The 21,294-nt window shown below is 39.0% G+C and carries 16 protein-coding genes; 7 read left to right on the plus strand and 9 right to left on the minus strand.

Annotated features, from left to right (window positions below; genetic code table 11):
• Positions 1-205: 205 nt before the first annotated feature.
• On the plus strand, positions 206-415 hold the full coding sequence (locus tag ACEW80_RS04910) for an endonuclease domain-containing protein (protein ID WP_373525512.1): 210 nt from the start codon (positions 206-208) through the stop codon (positions 413-415).
• A 623-nt stretch (positions 416-1,038) separates the two neighbouring features.
• Here the strand turns inward: ACEW80_RS04910 and arsS are convergent.
• The 6 genes from arsS to ACEW80_RS04940 all read right to left on the minus strand — a co-directional run bounded on the left by arsS (position 1,039) and on the right by ACEW80_RS04940 (position 6,515).
• A complete protein-coding gene (gene arsS / locus ACEW80_RS04915) occupies positions 1,039-2,046 on the minus strand; it encodes an arsenosugar biosynthesis radical SAM (seleno)protein ArsS (RefSeq protein ID WP_373525513.1) in 1,008 nt (335 codons plus the stop codon).
• Positions 2,047-2,088: 42 nt separating this feature from the next.
• Positions 2,089-3,048 carry an anion permease gene (locus tag ACEW80_RS04920; protein ID WP_373525514.1) on the minus strand — a complete coding sequence of 320 codons (960 nt, stop codon included), beginning with the start codon at positions 3,046-3,048 and terminating at the stop codon, positions 2,089-2,091.
• Positions 3,049-3,194: 146 nt separating this feature from the next.
• The gene (gene arsM, locus ACEW80_RS04925) at positions 3,195-4,163 is read right to left on the minus strand and encodes an arsenosugar biosynthesis arsenite methyltransferase ArsM (RefSeq protein WP_373525515.1); all 969 of its coding nucleotides are present in this window, start codon (positions 4,161-4,163) and stop codon (positions 3,195-3,197) included.
• Positions 4,164-4,401: 238 nt separating this feature from the next.
• Positions 4,402-5,076: a response regulator transcription factor gene (locus ACEW80_RS04930; protein WP_373525516.1), complete on the minus strand. Its 675-nt coding sequence runs from the start codon at positions 5,074-5,076 to the stop codon at positions 4,402-4,404.
• Positions 5,077-5,268: 192 nt separating this feature from the next.
• On the minus strand, positions 5,269-5,556 hold the full coding sequence (locus ACEW80_RS04935) for a Mo-dependent nitrogenase C-terminal domain-containing protein (protein WP_373525517.1): 288 nt from the start codon (positions 5,554-5,556) through the stop codon (positions 5,269-5,271).
• A gap of 452 nt (positions 5,557-6,008) precedes the next feature.
• A complete protein-coding gene (locus tag ACEW80_RS04940; RefSeq protein WP_373525518.1) occupies positions 6,009-6,515 on the minus strand; it encodes a GNAT family N-acetyltransferase in 507 nt (168 codons plus the stop codon).
• 310 nt (positions 6,516-6,825) lie between these two features.
• On the opposite strand from ACEW80_RS04940, the gene ACEW80_RS04945 reads away from it, so the two are divergent.
• Positions 6,826-7,026: a hypothetical protein gene (locus ACEW80_RS04945; RefSeq protein ID WP_373525519.1), complete on the plus strand. Its 201-nt coding sequence runs from the start codon at positions 6,826-6,828 to the stop codon at positions 7,024-7,026.
• Between the two features lie 1,560 nt (positions 7,027-8,586).
• Positions 8,587-9,762 (plus strand): ATP-binding protein, encoded by a 1,176-nt coding sequence (locus tag ACEW80_RS04950; RefSeq protein ID WP_373525520.1) that lies wholly within the window; start codon positions 8,587-8,589, stop codon positions 9,760-9,762.
• A gap of 77 nt (positions 9,763-9,839) precedes the next feature.
• On the opposite strand, the gene ACEW80_RS04955 is transcribed toward ACEW80_RS04950, so the two are convergent.
• Positions 9,840-10,559: a DUF4079 domain-containing protein gene (locus ACEW80_RS04955; protein WP_373525521.1), complete on the minus strand. Its 720-nt coding sequence runs from the start codon at positions 10,557-10,559 to the stop codon at positions 9,840-9,842.
• Between the two features lie 321 nt (positions 10,560-10,880).
• On the opposite strand from ACEW80_RS04955, the gene ACEW80_RS04960 reads away from it, so the two are divergent.
• Complete coding sequence (locus ACEW80_RS04960) at positions 10,881-13,154, plus strand: glycosyltransferase (protein WP_373525522.1); 2,274 nt, start codon at positions 10,881-10,883, stop codon at positions 13,152-13,154.
• 140 nt (positions 13,155-13,294) lie between these two features.
• Here ACEW80_RS04960 and ACEW80_RS04965 read toward each other — a convergent pair whose 3' ends face one another.
• Positions 13,295-14,929, minus strand: a complete 1,635-nt coding sequence (locus ACEW80_RS04965; protein ID WP_373525523.1) for a glycosyltransferase family 39 protein — start codon at positions 14,927-14,929, stop codon at positions 13,295-13,297.
• 88 nt (positions 14,930-15,017) lie between these two features.
• The gene (locus ACEW80_RS04970; protein WP_373525524.1) at positions 15,018-16,685 is read right to left on the minus strand and encodes a glycosyltransferase family 39 protein; all 1,668 of its coding nucleotides are present in this window, start codon (positions 16,683-16,685) and stop codon (positions 15,018-15,020) included.
• A 913-nt stretch (positions 16,686-17,598) separates the two neighbouring features.
• Between ACEW80_RS04970 and ACEW80_RS04975 the strand changes: the two genes are divergently transcribed.
• The 3 genes from ACEW80_RS04975 to ACEW80_RS04985 all read left to right on the plus strand — a co-directional run bounded on the left by ACEW80_RS04975 (position 17,599) and on the right by ACEW80_RS04985 (position 21,200).
• Positions 17,599-18,360: a peptidylprolyl isomerase gene (locus ACEW80_RS04975; RefSeq protein ID WP_373525527.1), complete on the plus strand. Its 762-nt coding sequence runs from the start codon at positions 17,599-17,601 to the stop codon at positions 18,358-18,360.
• An 8-nt stretch (positions 18,361-18,368) separates the two neighbouring features.
• Entirely contained in the window at positions 18,369-20,900 is a 2,532-nt protein-coding gene (locus ACEW80_RS04980) for a peptidase domain-containing ABC transporter (protein ID WP_373525525.1), read from the plus strand.
• 72 nt (positions 20,901-20,972) lie between these two features.
• Positions 20,973-21,200 carry a hypothetical protein gene (locus ACEW80_RS04985; RefSeq protein ID WP_373525526.1) on the plus strand — a complete coding sequence of 76 codons (228 nt, stop codon included), beginning with the start codon at positions 20,973-20,975 and terminating at the stop codon, positions 21,198-21,200.
• The last annotated feature ends 94 nt before the right edge of the window (positions 21,201-21,294 follow it).

Here is a 21,294-nt window from a genome sequence, read left to right on the forward strand (position 1 = left end):
CCCGTTTACGTAGAGGACTACAACATTTTACCATCACCCAAGTTCTCTCCCAAAAGTCCGCTCCTGAAGGGGACTTGACGCCACGCTCACGTGAGCTAGATCAAATTCTTCGTTTAGCCGCCTAGACCACCAGTTGCAACTTTTTGATACTTAGCTCAGGAATTTAATTTCTGGGTCAATTTCTGCAAAAGTATAGTCTCCAGAATTGAGACTTGCTATAGAAATAGATGGTGATAGTCACTATCAAGATGGAGTTCCAGAGTATGACCGCGATCGCCAAGCATTTTTGGAATCAAAAGGTACGAATATTTTGAGATTTACGAATCAGGAAGTTTATCAAGATATTGATGGTGTAGTGGATAAAATTAGACAAGTTATTTGTATGTTGAGGGAAGTTACCTCTGCGCAACAATAAACTTGCAATCATACCAAAGATAGATCAGAATTTTTACTCTCGATTCGCCAGCAGTGCGATCGCATTATTTTAGCTTTTCATCCAGAGGATGTTAGACAATATACTGATGGGTCAACTAACGGAAATGGCACAACTCCTTTGCTGCAATAATCCACAAATTCGCGCTTTATCTATTACTCAGTCTCAGTCTAATTGAGAAAATTAGGCGATCGCAAGCAAAGCTATAAAATCGACCGATGACATTCTAGATCCCCCCTAACCCCCCTTAAAAAAGGGGGGAAACCTCTCTCAAAGTCCCCCTTCTTTAAGGGGGATTTAGGGGGATATCAAAGTATTTGCTACCAAGAAGAGGACTTGTTCATTCATCCTCTAAGAGGATGAATGAACAAGTATTGGGCGAATAGAATTCGCTACTACACAAACAATTAGTCAGCCCCTTCTCTGCGAGACACTACGCGAACGGGGAAGTCAAAAGTCGCTGTACAACAGAAAAAGAAAAAACCGCGAAACATTATGTTTGACGGCTTTTGGTATGGTGTAAGGAGCTTAACTAAATATCATCATAAAGTAACAGCCCAATAACAAAGTACTCGTAACAATTTTGGTAACAGACTTTGGCGACCTTACAGCAAAGCACCACCACAACTAGAACCACACCCAGCAGTACAACCATAGCAATAAGCCGCAGTTTGTATTTCACTAATCAGGTCTAAACTGCCAGCTTCTAACAGTTTGCTAACTGTCAAGGTTTTACCATTACGATTTTTCGCAGGTAGATTCATCATCTGGTTGAAGTCACAATCGTATACATTGCCTAGATAGTCAATTGAAAGTTGATCACGACACATTAAATGTTCAACTGTGCTGGGATTAAAATGCGATTCTAAAAATTGCAAATAGCTGGTATATAGTTTTCTACGTTCTAAATACATTTTTGTTCTACCAACTGGTAGGTTGGTAATGGTGAAGAGGTTGTTAAATACAATATTAAAATGTTCTTGTAAGAACATTTTGTAATCTCGTTCGAGGTTAATCTGTTCGGGAGCTAAGGAAAATTTTTCACCCGTGGGTAACTGGGGATTAAATACCAAATCCAAAATTAAATTTGGCTCTTTAGCGTAGCCGAGTTGGTTGAGCAATTGCAAAGCTTTGACTGAACTATCAAAAACACCAGCGCCACGCATTTTATCAACATTATCTGCTAGGTAGCAAGGTAGAGAAGCCACAACTCTTATTTGGTGTTTAGCAAAGTATTCTGGTAAATCACCAAATCCATCTTCAAAATAAATGGTTAAATTAGACCTGACAATCACTTGTTTACCAGTTATTCTTGCTGCTTCTACCAGTGGTTTAAATCCATAATTCATTTCTGGTGCGCCACCAGTCAAATCCACAATTTGAATTTCGGGGAATTTGTGGATTAGCGAAATTAACTGTTCGCAAATTTCAGGGGAAAGTTCTTCTGTACGCTTTGGACTAGCTTCGACATGACAGTGTGTACAAGCAAGGTTACAACGCTTACCTAGATTAATTTGTAAAACAGTGATTCCCTTTTTTGTTAAAGGAAAATTAAGTTTGTGTTGGAATTTTGTGACAGATGTATCTAGCGTAGTTTTTGATTGAGTTTGCATTATTTACTAATCCTTAAAGATGGCACAAGTTTATTAGTTTTTTTAACCTTGCAATAATCTGTAGCTTATTCCACCAAGAATTGCAGCAGTAGGTAAAGTTAAAATCCATGAAAGTAGTATTTGATAAAAAACGCATATATTGGCTTTTTTGCTAATCAATCCTACTCCAAAAATAGAACCAACTGAAACGTAAGTGGTGGAAACCGGAAGCTCAAACCAAATGGCTGCAATGACTAGAACTCCAGTTACTATATTAGCTGATAAGCCTTGAGTAGGATTCATTGAGGTAATCTTTTCACTCATGGTAACAGCAACTTTTTGGGAGTTGAGTAAACCACCAAGCGCCATTGCGATCGCTATCGTAATCATTCCTCCATAAATCGAGAAATACTCAATAATTAGAATAAGTGAGAAAATCTTGGGAGTATCATTTAATCCTCTAGCAAAACTAACAATTCCAGCGCTGATAAAATGACAAGTATCAATCATTTTCTGGTTGACTGATAGATTCAATTTTGAATTAATATAGTTAGATAAAATATAAATTCCTGCTCCCAAAACAATAGCAATGATTGGACTGAGTAATAGAGGTAAAATAAAGTAATTTCCCAAAGCTGCAAAATTAACTTTAAGCCCGATCGCAACTAATCCAGCACCAACCAGCGCACCTGTTAAACTGTGAGTTGTGGAAATGGGAAACCCCATAAGGGTGGCGATGAGTACTGTCAAACCAGATGCGATCGCAACTGCTAGATGAAACTCTGGAGCATTGGCGATCGCATCTGGCACTAATCCTCTTCCAGAGAAGTTTTTAATTAGCGTACTTGCCAAAAAAGTTGCAGTTACTCCACCAGCTAAAGTTGTAAAACTTCCCCACAAAATTGCTGTTTGATAGCTACTGGTTTGGCTACCAAACAGCGTTGCTACCCCTTTAAAATTGTCATTTGCACCATTTGAGTATGCTAAAAAAAGTGTAGCTATAAATAGACTAATTAACAACATTTTGAGGTTTTTGAAGAAGTATTCAGAAGTCAGAATTCAGAATCCAGAATGTAATTAGCGAAATATTCAAATTGTGCATTCATTCCCCAGCCATACAGAATTATTCTGACTACTGACTACTGACTTCTGAATTCTGTTTCGTTAAATTAACAGCAGCCACCACCGCTATAATGCCAAGTTGAATTAGTAACAATTATTTCTACTGGCTTGATCGCCGCAAATTTAGCAGCAGTTTTATCACACACCGCTGCGGGAATACCTCGCTGAAGCAGATGACCTGCTGAATCATCAAAGAAGGGTTCAGAACCAGCATAAATGGCTGTTTTACCCGTAAAAATACAAACACCATCTTCGGGAATAGCTACTTTAAAAGAAACAGAATCTAGACTTTCTAAAAGTAGATTTTCTTCTAAATTATAAGTCTGGGAATCTAGTAGACGGTAAGGACGACGAGCGCGAATTTCAACTTGACCAAAACCAGCATTTGTAATCCGTTCGGTGTACTCTTCATAGGTAAGCGCGCCTGATAAACACATCGCTCTCAGTCGTTCATCTTGTTGGAGATGTGCTGGAATTGGACTAGTAGCAATTGGATCGCTCATCTGCAAGCGTCCACCTGGTTTTAATACCCGATATACTTCTTTTAAAGCACGAGTTAAATCTTCTGGTTCAAAGATATTGAAAAGGCAATTTTGGGCTACGATATCGACGCTAGCATCAGCAACAGGTAAGTTAAAAGCATCCCCTTCGCTGATTTTCACAAAGCTAATGTCGAACCAGGGGTTTTCTTGAGCAGCAATTTCTAGATTACGTGCGGCGGCTTCCCGCATGGCCTCAACTGGTTCAACGGCGATTACAGCACCTGCATAGCGGGAAAAATAAGCGAATTGCAACGCTTCCAAACCGCCACCAACACCAATATATAGTACAGTCGGTTGGTTTCCTAGTTCGGTAGGGTGAACGGTGATGCCACAACCATAGTTCATTTCCTGCATTAGCAAAGGAATTTTCAATCCTGGTAGTTGCAGGGATGTACTTTGCACACAACAAAGTCCAACTTGCGGGGTTTGGGCAACTTCGCGGTAAAATTGCGCTGCTGTTTCTAGATAGGTCATACCATTTGAGATTTTTAATTTTGGATGATGATAGCTTTGTGCATACTAGTATAATTAACTTTGAGTTAGATAAGTTTTTGCTGAGATTGCCACAAAGCCCAAATCTTCCTAAAATAGAAACCTTTGGGGTTTTAACGTTATTTGACACTGGAAGGGAACAAGAAAGTAGGGGGAGATGAGGAAGATGAGGAAGCAGTAGGAGAATGACTGATAAATACCCAATGCCCAATGCCCAACTTCAATCACGTAACGTGTAGCCGACACCGCTCACAGTTTGAATGAGGCGCTTTTCGTTATTGGCTTCAAGTTTCAGACGCAGGTAATGAATATAGGTTTCGATAATGTTGACATCCCCCATGAAGTCGTAACCCCAGACTTCCTCTAAAAGGCGATCGCACGTAATTACCTGTCCCGGATGGGTTAGTAAATATTCTAGTAAATCAAATTCCTTAGCAGTTAATTCAATTAACCGCTGACACCGATAGACTTCTCGTGTGCGACGATTTAAACTCAACTCTTCAAATTCTAAAATATATACAGCGTCTTCTTGGTGGCTTCTTCGCAAGTGAACGTGGACTCTGGCTAATAATTCGTCAACGCTGAAGGGTTTCACGACGTAATCATCAGCACCAGCTTCTAAGCCTGCAATGCGATCGCTCACTTCATCTTTAACAGTTAATAAGATTATCGGCACTTTATCACCAATACTTCGCAGGCGGCGGCAAATTTCCAATCCCGACAAACCTGGTAACATCCAATCTAAAATTACTAAATCCACATTTAACTTACGCGCTGCGGTGAGTGCAGTTAATCCATCGTAGGCGACGCTAACTTGATAGCCTTCATAATTCAATTCCAATTCGACAAATCGTGCCAGTTTGACTTCATCTTCAACCAGTAAGATGTGCGTCATGATGATGTTAATGATTTCAGCAGGGTACAATAAGCAAAAATCCGATCTGGAAACACTTTAGGCAGGTGTCAGCTACTTAATAGCTAAACATCTAATTAGATGTACGTTAGCTTAGTATAAACCTGAGTAAGTAACAACCGTAAATCTGCAATTACCGATGGCCGCTTGATCAAAGAACGATCCAACGGGCTATTAGCAATAGACTGTCACATCTTCACCGCATTCATCGGCAAGATAACAGAGCGCTCTAAAACGCAAACCAACCACTTCCTCGTATAGGGGATTTAATTTACACATTGGAGGAACGTGAAACAACTTCCGACCAAACAGCGTGATATCTCGTTCAAAGGGACACTGAGCAGGAATAGCTTTGCACAGGAAATGAGCTAATTTGGTGTTATTAATTTCTATCGTTTCCAACCACTTGCGGACTGGGTGCAATACTTCATTATGTAACCGGACTTGAATAAAGCCTGACATAATTTTTTACCTTGATAATTTAAAACTAGATTGAGTTTGTTGTATTTGAACCTATATAAATACATACGGTTAGGTTCTATAGTTTTATGCAGTGATTGCTCATTCTTTGGTTCTCTACAAAGATAGAATGAGTCTCTAGGCATACTGTTAACTACATATTCAATTGCTATAATTCCCAAGAATTTGTCAAGGTGAAAAGAAAATCAAGCTTTTGTAACTCACGGAGATGGGTTTTGCCTGTGTAGTTGCGGTTTCTAACCGCTGATTTTAGCCTTTACTATATCAGCGACTCCATTTGCTATTTCGGCGATGCCTACGGCTGGCTACGCCTACGCATTGCAAAACCTGTCCCTTTCCAGATCAAAGAGATCAGGCTTGAACTTTAGTTCAAAGTAGGGAGAAGTTTATCGAACTCACGTCCTTTTTAAAGGTTAAGGAGGAGCAAACCCTAACTAACCTCGATATTGCATGAACACCACAGGAACTCTGAGCAGCCTTTTAGCTAATTGCGAAAATCTAAATTTACCCTTGAGTGTAGACAAGCCTTTTGTCCGGGGAAATTGTGGCAAATCTTCAAAAGATATTGGGACAAAATCAAAGCGACTGTAAAACTGCGTCAATCGCTTACCTAAACATTCCAGATAAAGTGGTTGCGTTGCTGTACTAATTAAATGTTGCGTTAGTAAAATACCCAAACCACGACCTCTCCAAGCTGATGCAACGACCAAACTACCAAGTTCTTGTGCCCCTGAGAAATTACGTAACTGTCCACAAGCTACCAGATTGCGTAGGCTTTGCCCGCCGTAGGCATCGTATTCAATTACCCAAAATTGCTGCCAATTTAACTGAGTTGGGTCGAGTCTCGCTGAGAATACCAGCAATTGAATCGGCCACTGATCCACAGAGGTTGCTTTGCGAAGGACACACCCAGATGGTAACGATAGATTGCTCTGCTTCATTAATTATACTTTCATAGTTTATATCACAATCATCACACCATTCTTTTCCTTTCCCTCTTCCTCCTTGTTAGTAAGCATACATATAGCGGTTCTCAGTTGAGTGAGGTACAAGAACCCCACCCCCAACCCCCTCCTCGCTCTTCGAGAGGAGGCTATGATATACCTCATGTGATTAGGAAACGCTATAAGTAGTACTAAACAATACTTTGGATAGAGGAGAAAATCAGTTATAACTATATTCTGGATAGATAAACTTACACCCTAATCTTCTTAAAATAATAGCAAGATTAAATGATTAGGAATATTAGTGATGGCTGAACAAGAAAAACAAAAATCTGATAATCAAGAAGCTACGCCTACTGCTTCTGGTGGCTACCAAACCCCCATCGACGAAAGTATCCGCAAAACTGGTGATGCTGAAAAGAATGATGCTAAACCCACTGCTTCACCAGAAGCACCAGGCGAGGATTCAGTAGCAGGTAGCCCCAATCAGGGAACTGAATCACGTTAATTAGTTTGAACTGTCCCAAGTTTTAATAACCTCGTCGGTCTTTTGTCATGAACCCAATCCGAAAACTTTTGAGTGGATATGTGGTGTAGTACCCCCCAATTATCCACTCTTTTTATTATGAATTTTCGTGATAAATCTCCAAACAGTCTTGAAGCAGTCTTAGAGGATGTTTAAAAAGTCCTATTGCAGGTATCACAACGTTCTAGATCCCGGTAAATTGAGGGACTTTGATTCCGGTTCCCCCTTTTTTAAGGGGGGTTAGGGGGGATCTATTAAGTTCCTAAAATTATAGCCAAACACTTTTCAAACAACCTTTTAGCCCAGCTATGTTAAGAGTCTTTATTTTAAAATGGGAGATAAAAGATAGTAGCTGTGTGACAGGATCTTAGGACTAGCCCTTTCAAGATGACAAACGAAGATACGTTGTTTCAGTGCTATCATCCTGAGTTCTCTGCTCGAATTTTGAGCTTTTTAAAGGTTGAAATAACCAATCTAGGTTCCGAATTTCACCACCTTGAAAGGGCTAATATTAGGACTTACGCATTGACAAGAAAGCCAAAATACGTATATTCTGAAAACCCACATCTTTCGTAGGGGCAATTCATGTAGACGCAAAGCGGCTTCCCGCAAGGTATTGCCCCTAAGCGCGGGTATATTCACCATCAAATAATTTTTAAAGTATTAGCTAAAAATTTTTCTCTAGCAATAACTATATCCATTACTTATGGTTAGGGAAACTGAAATAGTTTTTAAAGAAAAAAATGACTATAAATAGATATTATTACAGTCCATACTTATCATCTCACTAATGCTTGAAATATATTCGGCATAAATGCAAAGAGTTTTGCTGATAAGTAATTAGGGAGATGTGATATTAATCCAGTTCATAAAAACCTTTGTTTTTCTTTAGCGTTTAAGTACTCAGTTTGTATTATTTAATTTAAGCATTGCCAGCGGCTTGCTACTGGAGTTAAAACTGATTTGATTTTCTACGAGTATTCTATGAAGCGATTGTCAAAAAAAATTGTTACAGGCGGTTTTAGCTTGGCATTACTGTTACTGTGTGTCGTCGGAATAGCTTTTTACTTAAATATGCAAAGGTTGATGGAAGAAAAGCGATGCAGGCTATGGCAAAACGGCGATTCATTCGGATGGAGGAATATTATGAACCGTTGGAGGGCATGGTGCTTTGAGCCAGGCTGAGTAGGAGTTGGACGTAGGAACAGTATTTTATCTGACCTCAACGCAAATTAAGGTATCTTTAAATATATGTACGTCTGTCTAGTAACCGCCTAATAATTGTATGCGACCCATTGAAATTTTGCTCACTACGCTCTGATAATCTCAGTGCTAATTGCTACGTAACAAACCCTATTGATATCTACCAATTGATTCAGGTTATGGATTTGATTAAAGATTTCTGGCTGATAGAAGTCACACTATCACAAAACTAATTGGGTTGGGAATTTCAATTGTTGCTTACAACAGCAAAGGATTAAGCCCTATCTAAATAAATAAGAAATCAGGTGACTATCTCACAAATTGATGTAACCCTGTAGTATGGAAAAGCTCACAATTCATATTTTACTGGTTGAAGATAGTCCCATTGATGCCCATCTGCTACGCCGAATATTTTTGCACGCAGATCAACAATGGCAGATGTTACACGTTGAACGGCTATCTGAGGCAATAGATGTTAGCAGGGGAAACTCTGCGTCTACTCTTGATAATTCTCAGATAGAGAGTCTAAAGCAATACAGATTTGACCTAGTTTTGTTAGACCTCAGCCTCTCGGACTCTGTTGGACTGCACACATTGAGAGAATTTCGGGCATCAGTACCCGATATCCCAGTTGTAGTATTAACAGGGCTTGATGATGAAAATTTAGCACTGCAAGCATTAGCAGAAGGTGCACAAGACTATCTCGTTAAAGATCAAATAACGATACAACGGTTAGTGCGTGCTATTCTCTATGCCATTGAAAGAGGCGAAATTCTCAACCAATTGCGAGAGAGTGAAGAACGCACCCGTCAAGCGTTGGCAAAGGAACAGGAACTTAACGAGTTAAAATCAAATTTTGTAGCAATGGTTTCCCATGAGTTCCGCACCCCCATGACAACGATTCAGACGTCTGTAGATATGCTTGAATATAATAGTGATAAACTAACTGGCGATCGCAGAATTAAATACTTTGATCGAATTCAAAATGCTATCAACCAGATGCTTGAGCTTTTAGATGAGATATTGTTTCTGAGTAAAACTGAAGCAGACAAACTTGAATATAAACCTACACCTTTGAATTTAGAAAACTTTTGTAGTGAACTCAGAGATATTTTTCAACTCCATGCAGGCAATCAATATAGCATTATTTTTACCTGTCATGGGAAATCCACCCAAGGTCAAATGGATGAAGACCTACTTAATTGTATCCTCACTAACTTGCTTTCCAATGCTATCAAGTATTCCCTTCAAAATAGTAACATTTTGTTTGATTTAATTTGCAAAGATGGCCTTGCAACTTTTCAGGTAAAAGACCAGGGCATAGGCATTCCCCTCAAAGACCAAACCCATTTGTTTCAAACCTTTTATCGCGGCAGTAATGTAGGTGGAATTCAAGGAACAGGGCTAGGACTTACTATAGTTAAAAAGTGTGTGGAGCTACATGGTGGTCATATTCAATTAGAAAGTGAGCAGGGTGTTGGCACAATAGTGATTGTGACTCTGCCACTGCAATGATTAGGCAGTTAAAGAGACGCGATTAATCGCGTCTGTACAAGAGTCAAGATTTAAGGGTTTTTTCCCGCTACCCTTACCTATTTTGGTGCTTGAGGATTTGGGGTTGGGCAAGTTTTATTAGCAAAATCACACATATAAATGTAGGGTTCTTGCCAACTCAAAGGAATTTCTAGTAAATCTCGTGTCCCTGTCATACCTTGTCCAATAAATAGCAACAAAGCAATGCAGTTTAAAATCGTGTGAATGAGCCGCCAGCGATTGGATTTATCTTGATAAATATCTTGAAAAATTGCTAGTGAAAAAATCATCAGCAGTGCTGCGGTAATACCAATATAATAATGTGACCAATACCATTGATTTGTAAGGCGATATACTCCATCCTGACAGCCTAGAATTACTAAACCCGCACCAGTTAAAGTGGCAAAAACTCCCCGCCACATCCGCTGCTTTGCCCGATAAAGAAATACTAAAGAGGCGATGGTTGCAGCAAATATCAACAAGATGAAAATAACTTGAAAAGGTGTTTTATCCCACAACTGATTCTTAATAATATTTTTGCCAATTGGGTAAGATAATCCGATTAAAGTTAATCCGACAACTGCACTTGTTAGCAGTTCACCTAACTGTTTATGTTCTAAACCTACAACTGGAGGAATTTTGCTCTTATTGCCAGCTAAAATTTGCAATCTGCGTTGGCGTGTTTGCCAAGCAAAATTGACCACTGTACCGATGAGTGGAAAGACGAATATAATTGCGATCGCTGGATGTAAAAGACCAAGAAAATCTGTTAGTTGCATACAACACCTTTTAATAAATGATTTAATTCATCTCAAAAGATAATTTAAAGCATCGTACCATCACTTAAATTAATTTCAGATGAGAATCTGTTTAATATTTATTTCTATGTAGCTGATTTTAAGAAAGTAAATATTTGAATATCTTAATAAAAGGTTATAACTCAAGCAATAGTTATATGTGTATCAAAAAGTACAGTAGCAATATTTGTGAGGATAAAGTATTATTAGAAATGTTTTGTTACATTTTCTTAAAAAATACGTAACAAACAATAGTTAGCCAAAATGCTTTCTTGGCAAAATAGTTTTAGGTAAAAAGGCGAAATGTCAGGATCAAAGTTTAGCTACAAACCACCTCAGACTCCTGTTTCCAAGAGAGTTATCCAACTCCATACAGCAACAGTGATTCTATTAGGTATTGTTTTATTATCTGGCATTATTGTAGCTGGGTGGTTCGCTGGTGAAGACATAATTAGTGGAATTTTGACTCAAGTTAATGATTGGCAAATGCACCCACCTGTTTGGTTAGAAGCATCAAAAATAGAGCCTAAATATTTGCTGCTACCGACTGGAGGATTTTTGCTCGCTGTGTTTGTAGTAATGAAAATATCTCCACAACCCCGTATTTGGTCGCAACGGTTAGTAGTAGTAATTTTAATCATTGTAACTTTGCGCTATGTTCTATGGCGATCGCTCTCAACCTTAAATTTAGTAGATCCGTTAAATGGGGTATTTAGTCTAGGATTATTTTTTGCTGAGATGTTAATGCTATCTACTAGCACCATACAGCTATTTTTAATGTTTAATTTCAAAGAACGTTACCACGAAGCCGATGTAAAATCATTAGTTGTAATTAGTGGTATTTATGTACCAGATATTGATGTCTTAATCCCAACTTATAATGAACCATGTTTTATTGTGCGGCGGACAATTATTGGTTGTCAAGCTCTAGATTATACAAATAAGAAAATCTACCTTTTGGATGATACAAATCGTTCAGAAATGAGAGAGTTGGCAGAAGAATTAGGTTGTCATTATATGATGCGAGCTGACAACAGTTATGCAAAAGCGGGAAATTTAAATAATGCGATCGCTAAAACTAATGGCGAACTAATTGTAGTTTTCGATGCCGATTTTATCCCGACAAAAAACTTTCTCACCCGCACTGTTGGCTTCTTTGAAAATAAAAAAATCGCCATCGTCCAGACACCTCAAAGCTTCTACAATACTGATCCAATAGCCCATAATCTAGGTTTAGAAAATGTTCTCACCTCAGATGAAGAAGTATTTTATCGGCAAATTCAGCCAATTCGAGATGCAGTAGGTAGTGTGATTTGTGCTGGTACTTCCTTCGTCGTTCGCCGCAGTGCTTTAGAAGAAATTGGGGGTTTTGTAACAGAGTCATTAAGTGAAGATTACTTTACAGGAATTCGCTTAACGGCTCAAGGCTATCAAGTGATTTATTTAAATGAAAAATTAAGTGCAGGTTTAGCAGCAGAAAATATTGCTGCCCATACAAGTCAACGCTTACGCTGGGCACAGGGTACACTGCAAGCATTTTTTATCAAATCTAATCCTTTAACTATTCCTGGATTAAGTATCTTTCAAAGATTAGCCCATTTAGAGGGATTGTTAAGTTGGTTTAGCCCTATCTCCCGTGTTTATTTTCTTATATTACCGTTAGCTTATTCGTTTTTAGGTGTGATTCCTGTTCGAGCAACAACAGCAGATTTAATATACTTTTTATTACCCTATTTTTTGGTAAACTTGACAGCATTTAGTTGGTTAAATCACCATTCTCGTTCAGCGCTGCTATCAGATATTTATTCCCTAGCATTATGTTTTCCTCTAGCATTGACTGTGATCAAAGTCATGCTGAATCCTTTCTCAAAAAGATTTAAAGTCACACCCAAGGGTATAGGAAGCGATCGCTATATTTTCAACTGGAACTTAGCCTTAGCTTTAATTGTTTTATTTATCGCCAATGGTATCAGCTTGTGGCGAAATTTAAGTATGAGTATGGTTCAAGGTTTTTGGGCTACCACAGTGTCTCCAGAAGTCACCCAAGAAATTAAAGGTATAAGCTTGGGTTGGTTATGGAGTACTTATAATTTGATTATGATTGGTATTGCCTTGTTGATTTTGCTGGATGCTCCCAGAAAAGATGTTTATGAATGGTTTGATTTGCGGCGAATTGTGCGGTTAAAAGTTGATGGTAAAAATTTTTGGGGTGTAACTACAATGATTTCAGAAGTAGGAGCTGAAGTTGCTTTGACTCAGCAACCATGTAGAAATTTATTTGCAAATCAGCTAGTAACCATACAAATTGCCGACGAAAATCTTCAGTTGGCTGGAGAAATTGTTTGTACAGGATTTAATAATGAATTTCCGACAGTGCGTGTCAGGTTTGAATCAGTGAGTTTGAGTCAACATCGCCACCTGATAGAAATGTTATTTTGTCGTCCAGGACAGTGGAAACGCCGAAATACACCAGGGGAGTTGAGTTCGTTGCTGTTACTATTAAAAATCTTGCTGAAACCACGAATTTTATTTGATAAAAAAGCAGATGTAAGAGCAATGGCAGTTTCCCAAGTCTAAGATTGTTGATTGTGTAATATAGCAATCCGATTTTATTTCTGAAATTATTTGCGTAGGCTGGGAGTGGGGAGTAGGGAAGAAGTCTCTTTGAGTTGTACTGAGTTTGTTCAAAAATCAAATATGAGTCCTATAGTTAAACTCTATTCGCTAGGTATTTTTGCAAAAATGGGATGCTTCCAATGCAATGAGTGAAGATTTTCTAATTTCCACAGCAAGTAGTGATTATCACCATACAAAACCTTTGTTGTACACTGATAATCTGTTTCTATTTGATTGCGCCAGATATCTGAAGGATTTAGTAAAAAAATATCAGTGAATTCATTGGGAATATTGGGTACAGTTTGGTCTTTTACTAATAGAAACTGCACTTTTGGCTGTAAAAGATAGCTTAGAGAAAAGACATTCCCATAATTAATACCGGAAGCATCACTAATTAAAAGTGGACGAGCAGCCTGATTGATAATTTTTGCAACTTGCGGATTACCATAGCTAATAACCTTACTCCACCAAGTTTCTGCTTGAGAACTCACTCCATAAGAAACTAGCCCACAAATAATCAATAGTCCCATGATTGTTTGCCAAATTCTCCGGCGAAAAAGACTCTCATTATCTAGCTGTGTAGCCAGTAAGTAAGTAACAGCTAGCTGAATTCCCAAATAAGAAGGCAATAAATAGCGATCAGAAAGTGAGCGTATACCCCCAAAAATTAAATCTGGTAGCATTAGAGGTAGTGCAGGAATCACAATCAACGTCACGATAAATAACCAGACTTTGTAGTTACTTGTTCGACAAAGAAAATAAATAGAGTATCCAACAAGAGTTAAAAAAATTGGCGTAATTACATAGTTAAACTGATTTTCAAAGCCGAAGTTTAAATCAATGAAAATCCGGGTCAACTGTAAAAGCCAAGATTTAATTAAAATCTCTAAGGGTAACTGCATCTTCGTCCAAGATGTTGAACCGTCAAATTGCAAAAAGTTAGTTATCACAACCACTATCCAAGGCGTGAAGGCTAAAAACCCCGCTAGAGATGCTAAAAAATAAGCTTTGACTGTCCGATTCAACTTAAATCTTGCAGTGGCAATTACATAAATTCCATGAGCAACTGCTACAAATCCACTCAACAAAAATGTATAGAGACTGAGCGCCAAAGTTATTGCATAGATTCCCCATGTTAATATGCGTGGTGCTTGATCTTTTGATTCCAGCCGTAATGCTCGTAGCAATGAAGCGCTGCATACTAATATAGTTACCATCCAAAGAATATATTCTCGTGCTTCTTGGGCGTATACTAGGTGAATAGGGGAGATTGCCATGAGTGCGATCGCAACCTCCGATACCCATACCGATGCTTTAAATAATTCTCGACATAACCAATAAACACTGGGAAAAATCAATAAGCTGATCAAAGCAGATAAACTTCTAATTGCTGTCACCGAATTACCAAAGATTCCCACCCAAAATCGAGCGATTACATAATACAGTGGAGGATGCTGTGGATCTTCTGTTGCTAAAGACTTAATTGTGTCACTTAAGCCTTTTTCCATATTGTAACTTTGGAATTTAGCAAAACTTTCTTTAGTAATTATACGACCATTAAATATTTGCTGTTTTACTTCAGTTGCCGTATAACCAGAAATTCGCAAAGAAGTGAAAGTCTCATCGTGCCAGTATACTTTGCTGTCAAGGTTAAAAAACCGAAAAAATACACTAATCATTAACAAAACGACAATGAGAAACCGCAACCTATTGGGAGCCAGTTTGAGATGCCGCATAACTAAATTTCATAATAAATTGTACATAATCATTGACTCTTTCTCTGTGTCTCTGCGTGAGACACCTAATAGGTAACACCTTACCACACTACAAACTAGCAGATAATTTATTCTTACGCAGAATATCACGTCGGCGCGAGTTACGAGGTTTAGTTAATTTCCAGATAGAATAATAGTTGTCACTGTAAACAATATCTGTCTCTAACTTATACTTTTTTTCTATTGTTTCGCGCCAAGTATCTGAAGGATTGAGTAAAAAAACATCAGTAAATCCGTCAGGAAGTTTCGGAGCTTTTTGGTTGTTTACCAATAGAAATCGCACTTTTGGTTTTAAAAGATAGCTCAGAGAAAAAACATTCCCAAAATTATTACCGAAAGCATCACTAATCAAAAGTGGGCGAGTCGTTTTATTGATGATTTGGGCAACTTGGGGGTTGCCATAGCTCATATCCTTATTCCACCAAATTTCTGCTTGGGAACTCACCCTAGAAGAAACCAGACCACAAATAATCACTAATGCCATGATTATGTGCCAAATGCTTCGATGTGACACACTTCCATTGTATAGTTGCGTTGCTAGTAAGTACGCAACAGTTATTTGGATTCCTAAATAAGATGGTATTAAATATGGTTCGGTAAATGATTGTATCCCCCCAGCCATTAAACTTGGTAGGATTAGGGGTAGTGCTGGCACGACAACTAATGTGATGATAAACAACCAGACTTTATAGTTAGTTGTTCGGCAAATAAAATAAATAGAATATCCTACTAAAGTTAAGAAGATTGGTGTAATTAAATAGAGCAGGGGATTTTCTGAGCTAATACCTACATCAAAAAAAATTCGGCTTAACTGCATCAGCAAAAATGGAATTATAGGCATCAGAGATAACTGCGTTGTTGTCTTCTCTGCTGAAATCAAAAATTGAAAAAAGTCACCCATCACAACTGCTATCCAAGGCATGAAGGCTAAAAAACCTACCAGTGATGCTAGTAAATAATTTCTGACAGTTTCAGTTAACTGGAATTTGGCGGTGATCATCATATAAATTCCGTGAGCTACTGCTACAAATCCACTCCAAATAAATGTATATAGACTGAGCGCTAAAGTTACGGCGTAAATGCTCCAGATAGCGAATAAATCTGGTCTTTGTCGTTTTTTGGCTAGCTCATCTTTATCTTCTGATTCCAGCCGTATTGCTCGCAGCAGAGACGCACTAGATAGTAAGATGGTGACTAACCAAAGAATGTATTCTTGTGCTTCTTGGGCGTATACTAGATGAATTGGAGAGATGGCCATAAGTGCGATCGCTACACCAGGAACCGATAATGGTACATTAAATAATTCTCGGCATAGCCAATAAACACAAGGAAAAACCAGCAAGCTGATAGAAGCAGATAAACTTCTGATCGCCGTCACCGAATTACCAAAGATTTCCATCCAGAATCGAGCTATTACATAATATAACGGCGGATGCTGAGAATCTTCTTTTGCCAAAGACATAATTGTGTCATTTAAGCTTTTTTTTTGATTGACACCTTGAAACTGGGCAAAACTTTCTCCGCCAACGACACGATTATTAAAAAGTTGCTGTTTTGCTTCGTTTATTGTGTAACCAGAAATCCGCAATGAGGCATAGATTTCATCATGCCAGTAAACCTTATTATCAAGGTTAAAAAAGCGAAACAATATACCCATCGCCAATAAAAAAATAATTAAAAACCGCAACCAACTCGGAGTAAATTTGAGATGGCGCATAAGTGGGTTTCCCAAAAAATTTTTTAAAATCATCTAATTAAGCGAGCTGCATGAGGTGCGATTCGCTAAAACGTCAAGTGGAGTCTATTCGTTAAACATCACTAACCTCATAGCTTGCAGCATTCTCCATTAGCACCATCATCCGCCCTGCAATCAATTGCAGCCGCTCATTGCCCAAGTTCATTTAAGTGGACTAAAACCTTTTTAGCCATAAGAGAGGAAGTTCATTCTTAGGCGGTTGTTTGGACTGGTGCAAGCCCGAAATTTATTTCAGAGCAGATAAACACAGCCTAATTAAGGTTTTTGGGGTGAGGGGTTAGACCCTGCGGTTAATTATGCCACAGCATGATGAATTCCCAGACGTTTTTGTGACAGGTGTAAGACATCAGCTAACTGTACATTGAGGGTCATTTGATTTGGGAGATTGGTGATGAACACCTCTCCTCTATTAACTCTGAAAAGAATTAGGTAAGGCTGTATCAAATCCCGCAAAATTGGTTCAAACTGCAAGTTTTGTCAGTAGATGCTGACAATCCCTTTGACTTTGCCCGTGCTTTCCTTGCTGATTGTCAGCCCTCAAACAATGTAGGCGCGGCGTTACTAAAATATCAAATACACTAACCACGCCATCTCCAGCCTAGAAGTTAGAGTCACAATTAAGGCAAGCTCTCATTTTTACAAGAGACTCCATGAGCTGCGCTCACAAAAGACTATGAAAATGATGTTGGAACGATTTTGTGTGGTTTTAGCTTAGATTTTCAAAGCAGTTTTTTAGTAAAGTCCGAAATTATGCGACTATATCTTGTAGGTGCTTATATTACGCACTCACCAACAAGAGCAATATTTGCAAACAGGCGACCTGTGGAAATCTGCTTAAATTTATAAGCTCTAAACTCTAAACATACCCTCAATGATAGAGTCTACTGTGTTTTTAATAGCTGATGACCAGCCTATTTCTCTAGGTGAAGCATTAAGATACCTGGAGTCTTCCGGCAGACTTAACTCTGTCATCTGGGAAATTCTTAGCCAGTACATTATCGAACAAGAACTACAAACCATAGAGGAATTTGATATTGCTGCTGATTTGATAGATCAAGTAGTAATGGATTTTCGCTTAGAGAATCAGTTGATTGACTACCAAAGCTTTAAAGAATGGCTTGCGAATGAAGGTATAGACTACGCTACTTTCCGCAAGCAAATCACCTCTAACCTCAAGTTGGAAACATTAAAAAATCAGGTTACTGAACCGAACTTACAGGAATATTTTATTGAACGTAAAATATTTTTGGATAAAGTAGTGCTGTCACGTTTAGTTGTAGAAAACCAAGCGCTTGCCGAAGAATTGAAAAGTCAAATTTTGGAAGACGGTGGCAAATTTGAGCAGCTTGTCCAAGAATATTCCATAGAAGATGACCGGATTTTTAATGGCATGATGGGAGCAGTTAGCCGGGGTACAATGCCAGATGCACTCAGAGCCGCGATTAATTTAGCTAATTCTGGCGAGTTAATTGGTCCGCTAGAAATTGATGAACTTTGGTATTTAGTTAGGGTTGAAAAAATTCTAGAAGCTTCGTTAGAAGACCAACTCAAGCAAGAATTAAAAGATGAGCTTTTCGAGCAATGGTTAGAAGAAAAGATTCAAAATATTAATGTCAAGCTTCAGGTGGACTTTTAGGATGCATCATGAACTTACAAGTTTATTTAAAATGGGAAAGCTTGCCACTGTGCTTGCTAACTCCTCAGCAGCAAATTCAATTGAGGAATCAATCAGAAACTCGTCAATATAAGATAGGAGAAAAAATTTGGTCTACGGATATTCCAGGTAATCAATTTTTAATTATTTCAGGGAATGTGCGTCTCAGAGAAGATGGGAAAGCTAAATCACTAGCAACTTTAAAAGCAGGAGATTGGTTTGGCGATTTACTCCAGCTTTCTGGAGAATTTCAAGCTGTAGCATCTAGCAAAGATGTAGTAGTCGTGCGTTGGGATGCAGCAGTTTGGAAAGAAGTACCATCAGCAGAAATTAATCAATTTTGGCAGCAAGAGCGATCGCGTTATCAGTCAATAGACGCTAATTTACCTCAACCAGTATCAGGTTATCCATTTGTTTTGAGTCCCAATACTGCGGCTGCGTGCTTAACAATGGCAGCGCAATATTTACAAAATCCGATTTCATTTGATTCGGTACAGCGTCAACTGCGGGGAGAGCGTCCTCACGATGTCATGGAAGCGGGCGAAAAACTCGGACTGCAAGTGCGACAGCTACAAGTTAGCTCGAATGATTTGCGCTCATTAACTTTCCCCGCTTTGTTGCTTTGGCGACGGGAAGAGTGGATTGTTATGTATGGCGTTAAGGGTAATCGCTTAATTATCGCATTTCCTACCAACCTGAGTCAAACTTGCGAAAGTATTCCCCAAAAAATGCTTGAGGAAAATTGGGATGGACAACTTTGGCAAGTTGAATTAATTCAAGAGCAAGATGATCAGCATAAGTTTAACCTGAGTTGGTTTGTTCCTGCGGTTTGGCAACACCGCAAGTTGTTAGGAGAAGTATTATTGCTTTCTTTGGCGCTGCAATTGTTGGGGTTAGCAACGCCAATTATTACTCAATACATCATTGACAAAGTAATGGTGTTTGGAAGCCGGAATGCTTTGGATGTGATGGCGATCGCACTTTTGGGTGTAGCGATTTTTGAAGCAGTTTTAGGCACTTTACGGCTATTCATCTTTACCCACACCGCTAATCGCCTTGATTTAAGTTTATCCTCTCAGTTGTTTCGGCAACTGATGCGTCTACCCTTGAATTATTTTGAGTCGCGTCGGGTAGGCGATACCGTTGCTAGAGTGCAGGAACTCGAAAATATTCGGCAATTTCTAACGGGTACAGCTTTAACTGTCATCCTTGACAGCATCTTTTCTGTAGTGTATCTCGTACTGATGTTTGCTTACAATGTCACCCTGACTTGGGTGGCTTTGGCAGTGATTCCCCTGTTCGTCGTTTTAAATTTAGTGGCTACACCGATTTTACGCCATTGGTTGAATGAAACTTTTAATCGCGGTGCCGATAACCAATCCTTTTTAGTAGAAACTGTCACAGGAATTCATGCTGTAAAAGCTCATGCTGCTGAACGCAAATCTCGCCGCCGTTGGGAAGGCTTATTTGCGCGTTACATCGGCACCAGCTTTAAAGCTTCCACCACTTCTAATATTGGTGGTAATATCGGCGACTTTTTGACAAATTTTTCCTACTTAATTATTCTCTGGTTTGGAGCCGGACTTGTCATCGAACAAAAGATAACTATTGGTGTATTAGTTGCTTTTCAAATGTTAGCTTCTAAAGTAACAGATCCACTGCTGCGTTTAGTACAACTTTGGCAAGAATTCCAGCAAGTTTTACTATCTGTAGATCGACTTGGAGATATTCTTAATACTGCTCCCGAAGCTGAACCCGGTTCTGGTTTAGTTTTACCACCACTGCGCGGTCAAGTCAACTTTGAAAAAGTGTTTTTTCGCTACCAAAGCGATCAAGAAGAACCTGTTCTCAAAGGCATTTCTTTGACTGTGCAACCTGGGATGTTTGTGGGAATTGTGGGACGCAGCGGTTCTGGTAAAAGTACACTTTCTAAGCTTTTACAACGCCTTTATAAACCAGAATCCGGCTCTATCTCGATTGATGATTTCGAGATTAAAAATGCTGATATCGGTTCTTTACGACAACAAATTAGCGTTGTCCTCCAAGACGATTTCCTCTTCGACGCTACCATCTCGGAAAATATCACTTTCGGCGATTCAGATATTACAACTGAGCAGGTGATGAGAGCCGCACGACTGGCGGCAGCTCATAATTTTATCAGCGAAATGCCCAAAGGCTACCAAACCAGCATTGGAGAGCGCGGAGTCGCTTTATCTGGCGGACAGCGACAACGTATTGCTTTAGCGCGTTTATTCCTCTCTCAAGCTCCGATTTTAATTTTAGATGAAGCTACAAGTAGCTTGGATAGTGAGACAGAACAAAAAGTATTGCAGAACTTGCAGGAAGTTTCGGGGGAGCGCACAGTATTTATGATTGCTCACCGATTTGCACCATTGAAACGAGCCGACTTGATTTTGGTATTAGAAAAAGGCGAGATTGTGGAACGAGGAACCCATGATGAGTTGCTGCAAAAAAAAGGTGTGTATTGGGCTTTGTATCAACGGCAGTTGGCTAGTGTGTGAATTATAAGCGTTAGCAATGGCTGGAGAAGAAATAGAAATTGTAATTTCCCCGAATGGTAATTGAATATTTGTATGAGTAAACCTGATTTTTCATTAATGACCCGTGCCGAGTTTCGTCAATATATCCTTGACCACAGAGACGATACAGAGGCTCTTTCAATTTACCTTGAAAGATTTAAATCCCCTGACAGCAAGGTGTTTCCAGCTCCTCAAACAATAGAAGATTTAGAAAACTTTTCAGAGATACACCGCGAGGGAGCATCCACTTTTGGCGGAAACACCCTATCAAACAGCAAGTAACCCATTGAGATAAGCGCAACGAACAGAGAGGATGTGATTGACACTGGCAACATTCCACTGTGCGCCAGAAATTTTCATCCTTAAACCAATTTGT

Origin of the sequence: Nostoc sp. (assembly GCF_041747015.1) — a bacterium.
In the GTDB taxonomy this organism is placed as follows: Bacteria; Cyanobacteriota; Cyanobacteriia; order Cyanobacteriales; family Nostocaceae; genus Nostoc.

Excerpts from the sequence above, each read along its gene's own strand:
- arsS (WP_373525513.1), bottom strand. The coding sequence starts at position 2,046 with ATGCAAACTCAATCAAAAACTACGCTAGATACATCTGTCACAAAATTC.
- ACEW80_RS04920 (WP_373525514.1), bottom strand. The coding sequence starts at position 3,048 with ATGTTGTTAATTAGTCTATTTATAGCTACACTTTTTTTAGCATACTCA.
- arsM (WP_373525515.1), bottom strand. The coding sequence starts at position 4,163 with ATGACCTATCTAGAAACAGCAGCGCAATTTTACCGCGAAGTTGCCCAA.
- ACEW80_RS04930 (WP_373525516.1), bottom strand. The coding sequence starts at position 5,076 with ATGACGCACATCTTACTGGTTGAAGATGAAGTCAAACTGGCACGATTT.
- ACEW80_RS04935 (WP_373525517.1), bottom strand. The coding sequence starts at position 5,556 with ATGTCAGGCTTTATTCAAGTCCGGTTACATAATGAAGTATTGCACCCA.
- ACEW80_RS04940 (WP_373525518.1), bottom strand. The coding sequence starts at position 6,515 with ATGAAGCAGAGCAATCTATCGTTACCATCTGGGTGTGTCCTTCGCAAA.
- ACEW80_RS04945 (WP_373525519.1), top strand. The coding sequence starts at position 6,826 with ATGGCTGAACAAGAAAAACAAAAATCTGATAATCAAGAAGCTACGCCT.
- ACEW80_RS04950 (WP_373525520.1), top strand. The coding sequence starts at position 8,587 with ATGGAAAAGCTCACAATTCATATTTTACTGGTTGAAGATAGTCCCATT.
- ACEW80_RS04955 (WP_373525521.1), bottom strand. The coding sequence starts at position 10,559 with ATGCAACTAACAGATTTTCTTGGTCTTTTACATCCAGCGATCGCAATT.
- ACEW80_RS04960 (WP_373525522.1), top strand. The coding sequence starts at position 10,881 with ATGTCAGGATCAAAGTTTAGCTACAAACCACCTCAGACTCCTGTTTCC.
- ACEW80_RS04965 (WP_373525523.1), bottom strand. The coding sequence starts at position 14,929 with ATGCGGCATCTCAAACTGGCTCCCAATAGGTTGCGGTTTCTCATTGTC.
- ACEW80_RS04970 (WP_373525524.1), bottom strand. The coding sequence starts at position 16,685 with ATGCGCCATCTCAAATTTACTCCGAGTTGGTTGCGGTTTTTAATTATT.
- ACEW80_RS04980 (WP_373525525.1), top strand. The coding sequence starts at position 18,369 with ATGAACTTACAAGTTTATTTAAAATGGGAAAGCTTGCCACTGTGCTTG.
- ACEW80_RS04985 (WP_373525526.1), top strand. The coding sequence starts at position 20,973 with ATGAGTAAACCTGATTTTTCATTAATGACCCGTGCCGAGTTTCGTCAA.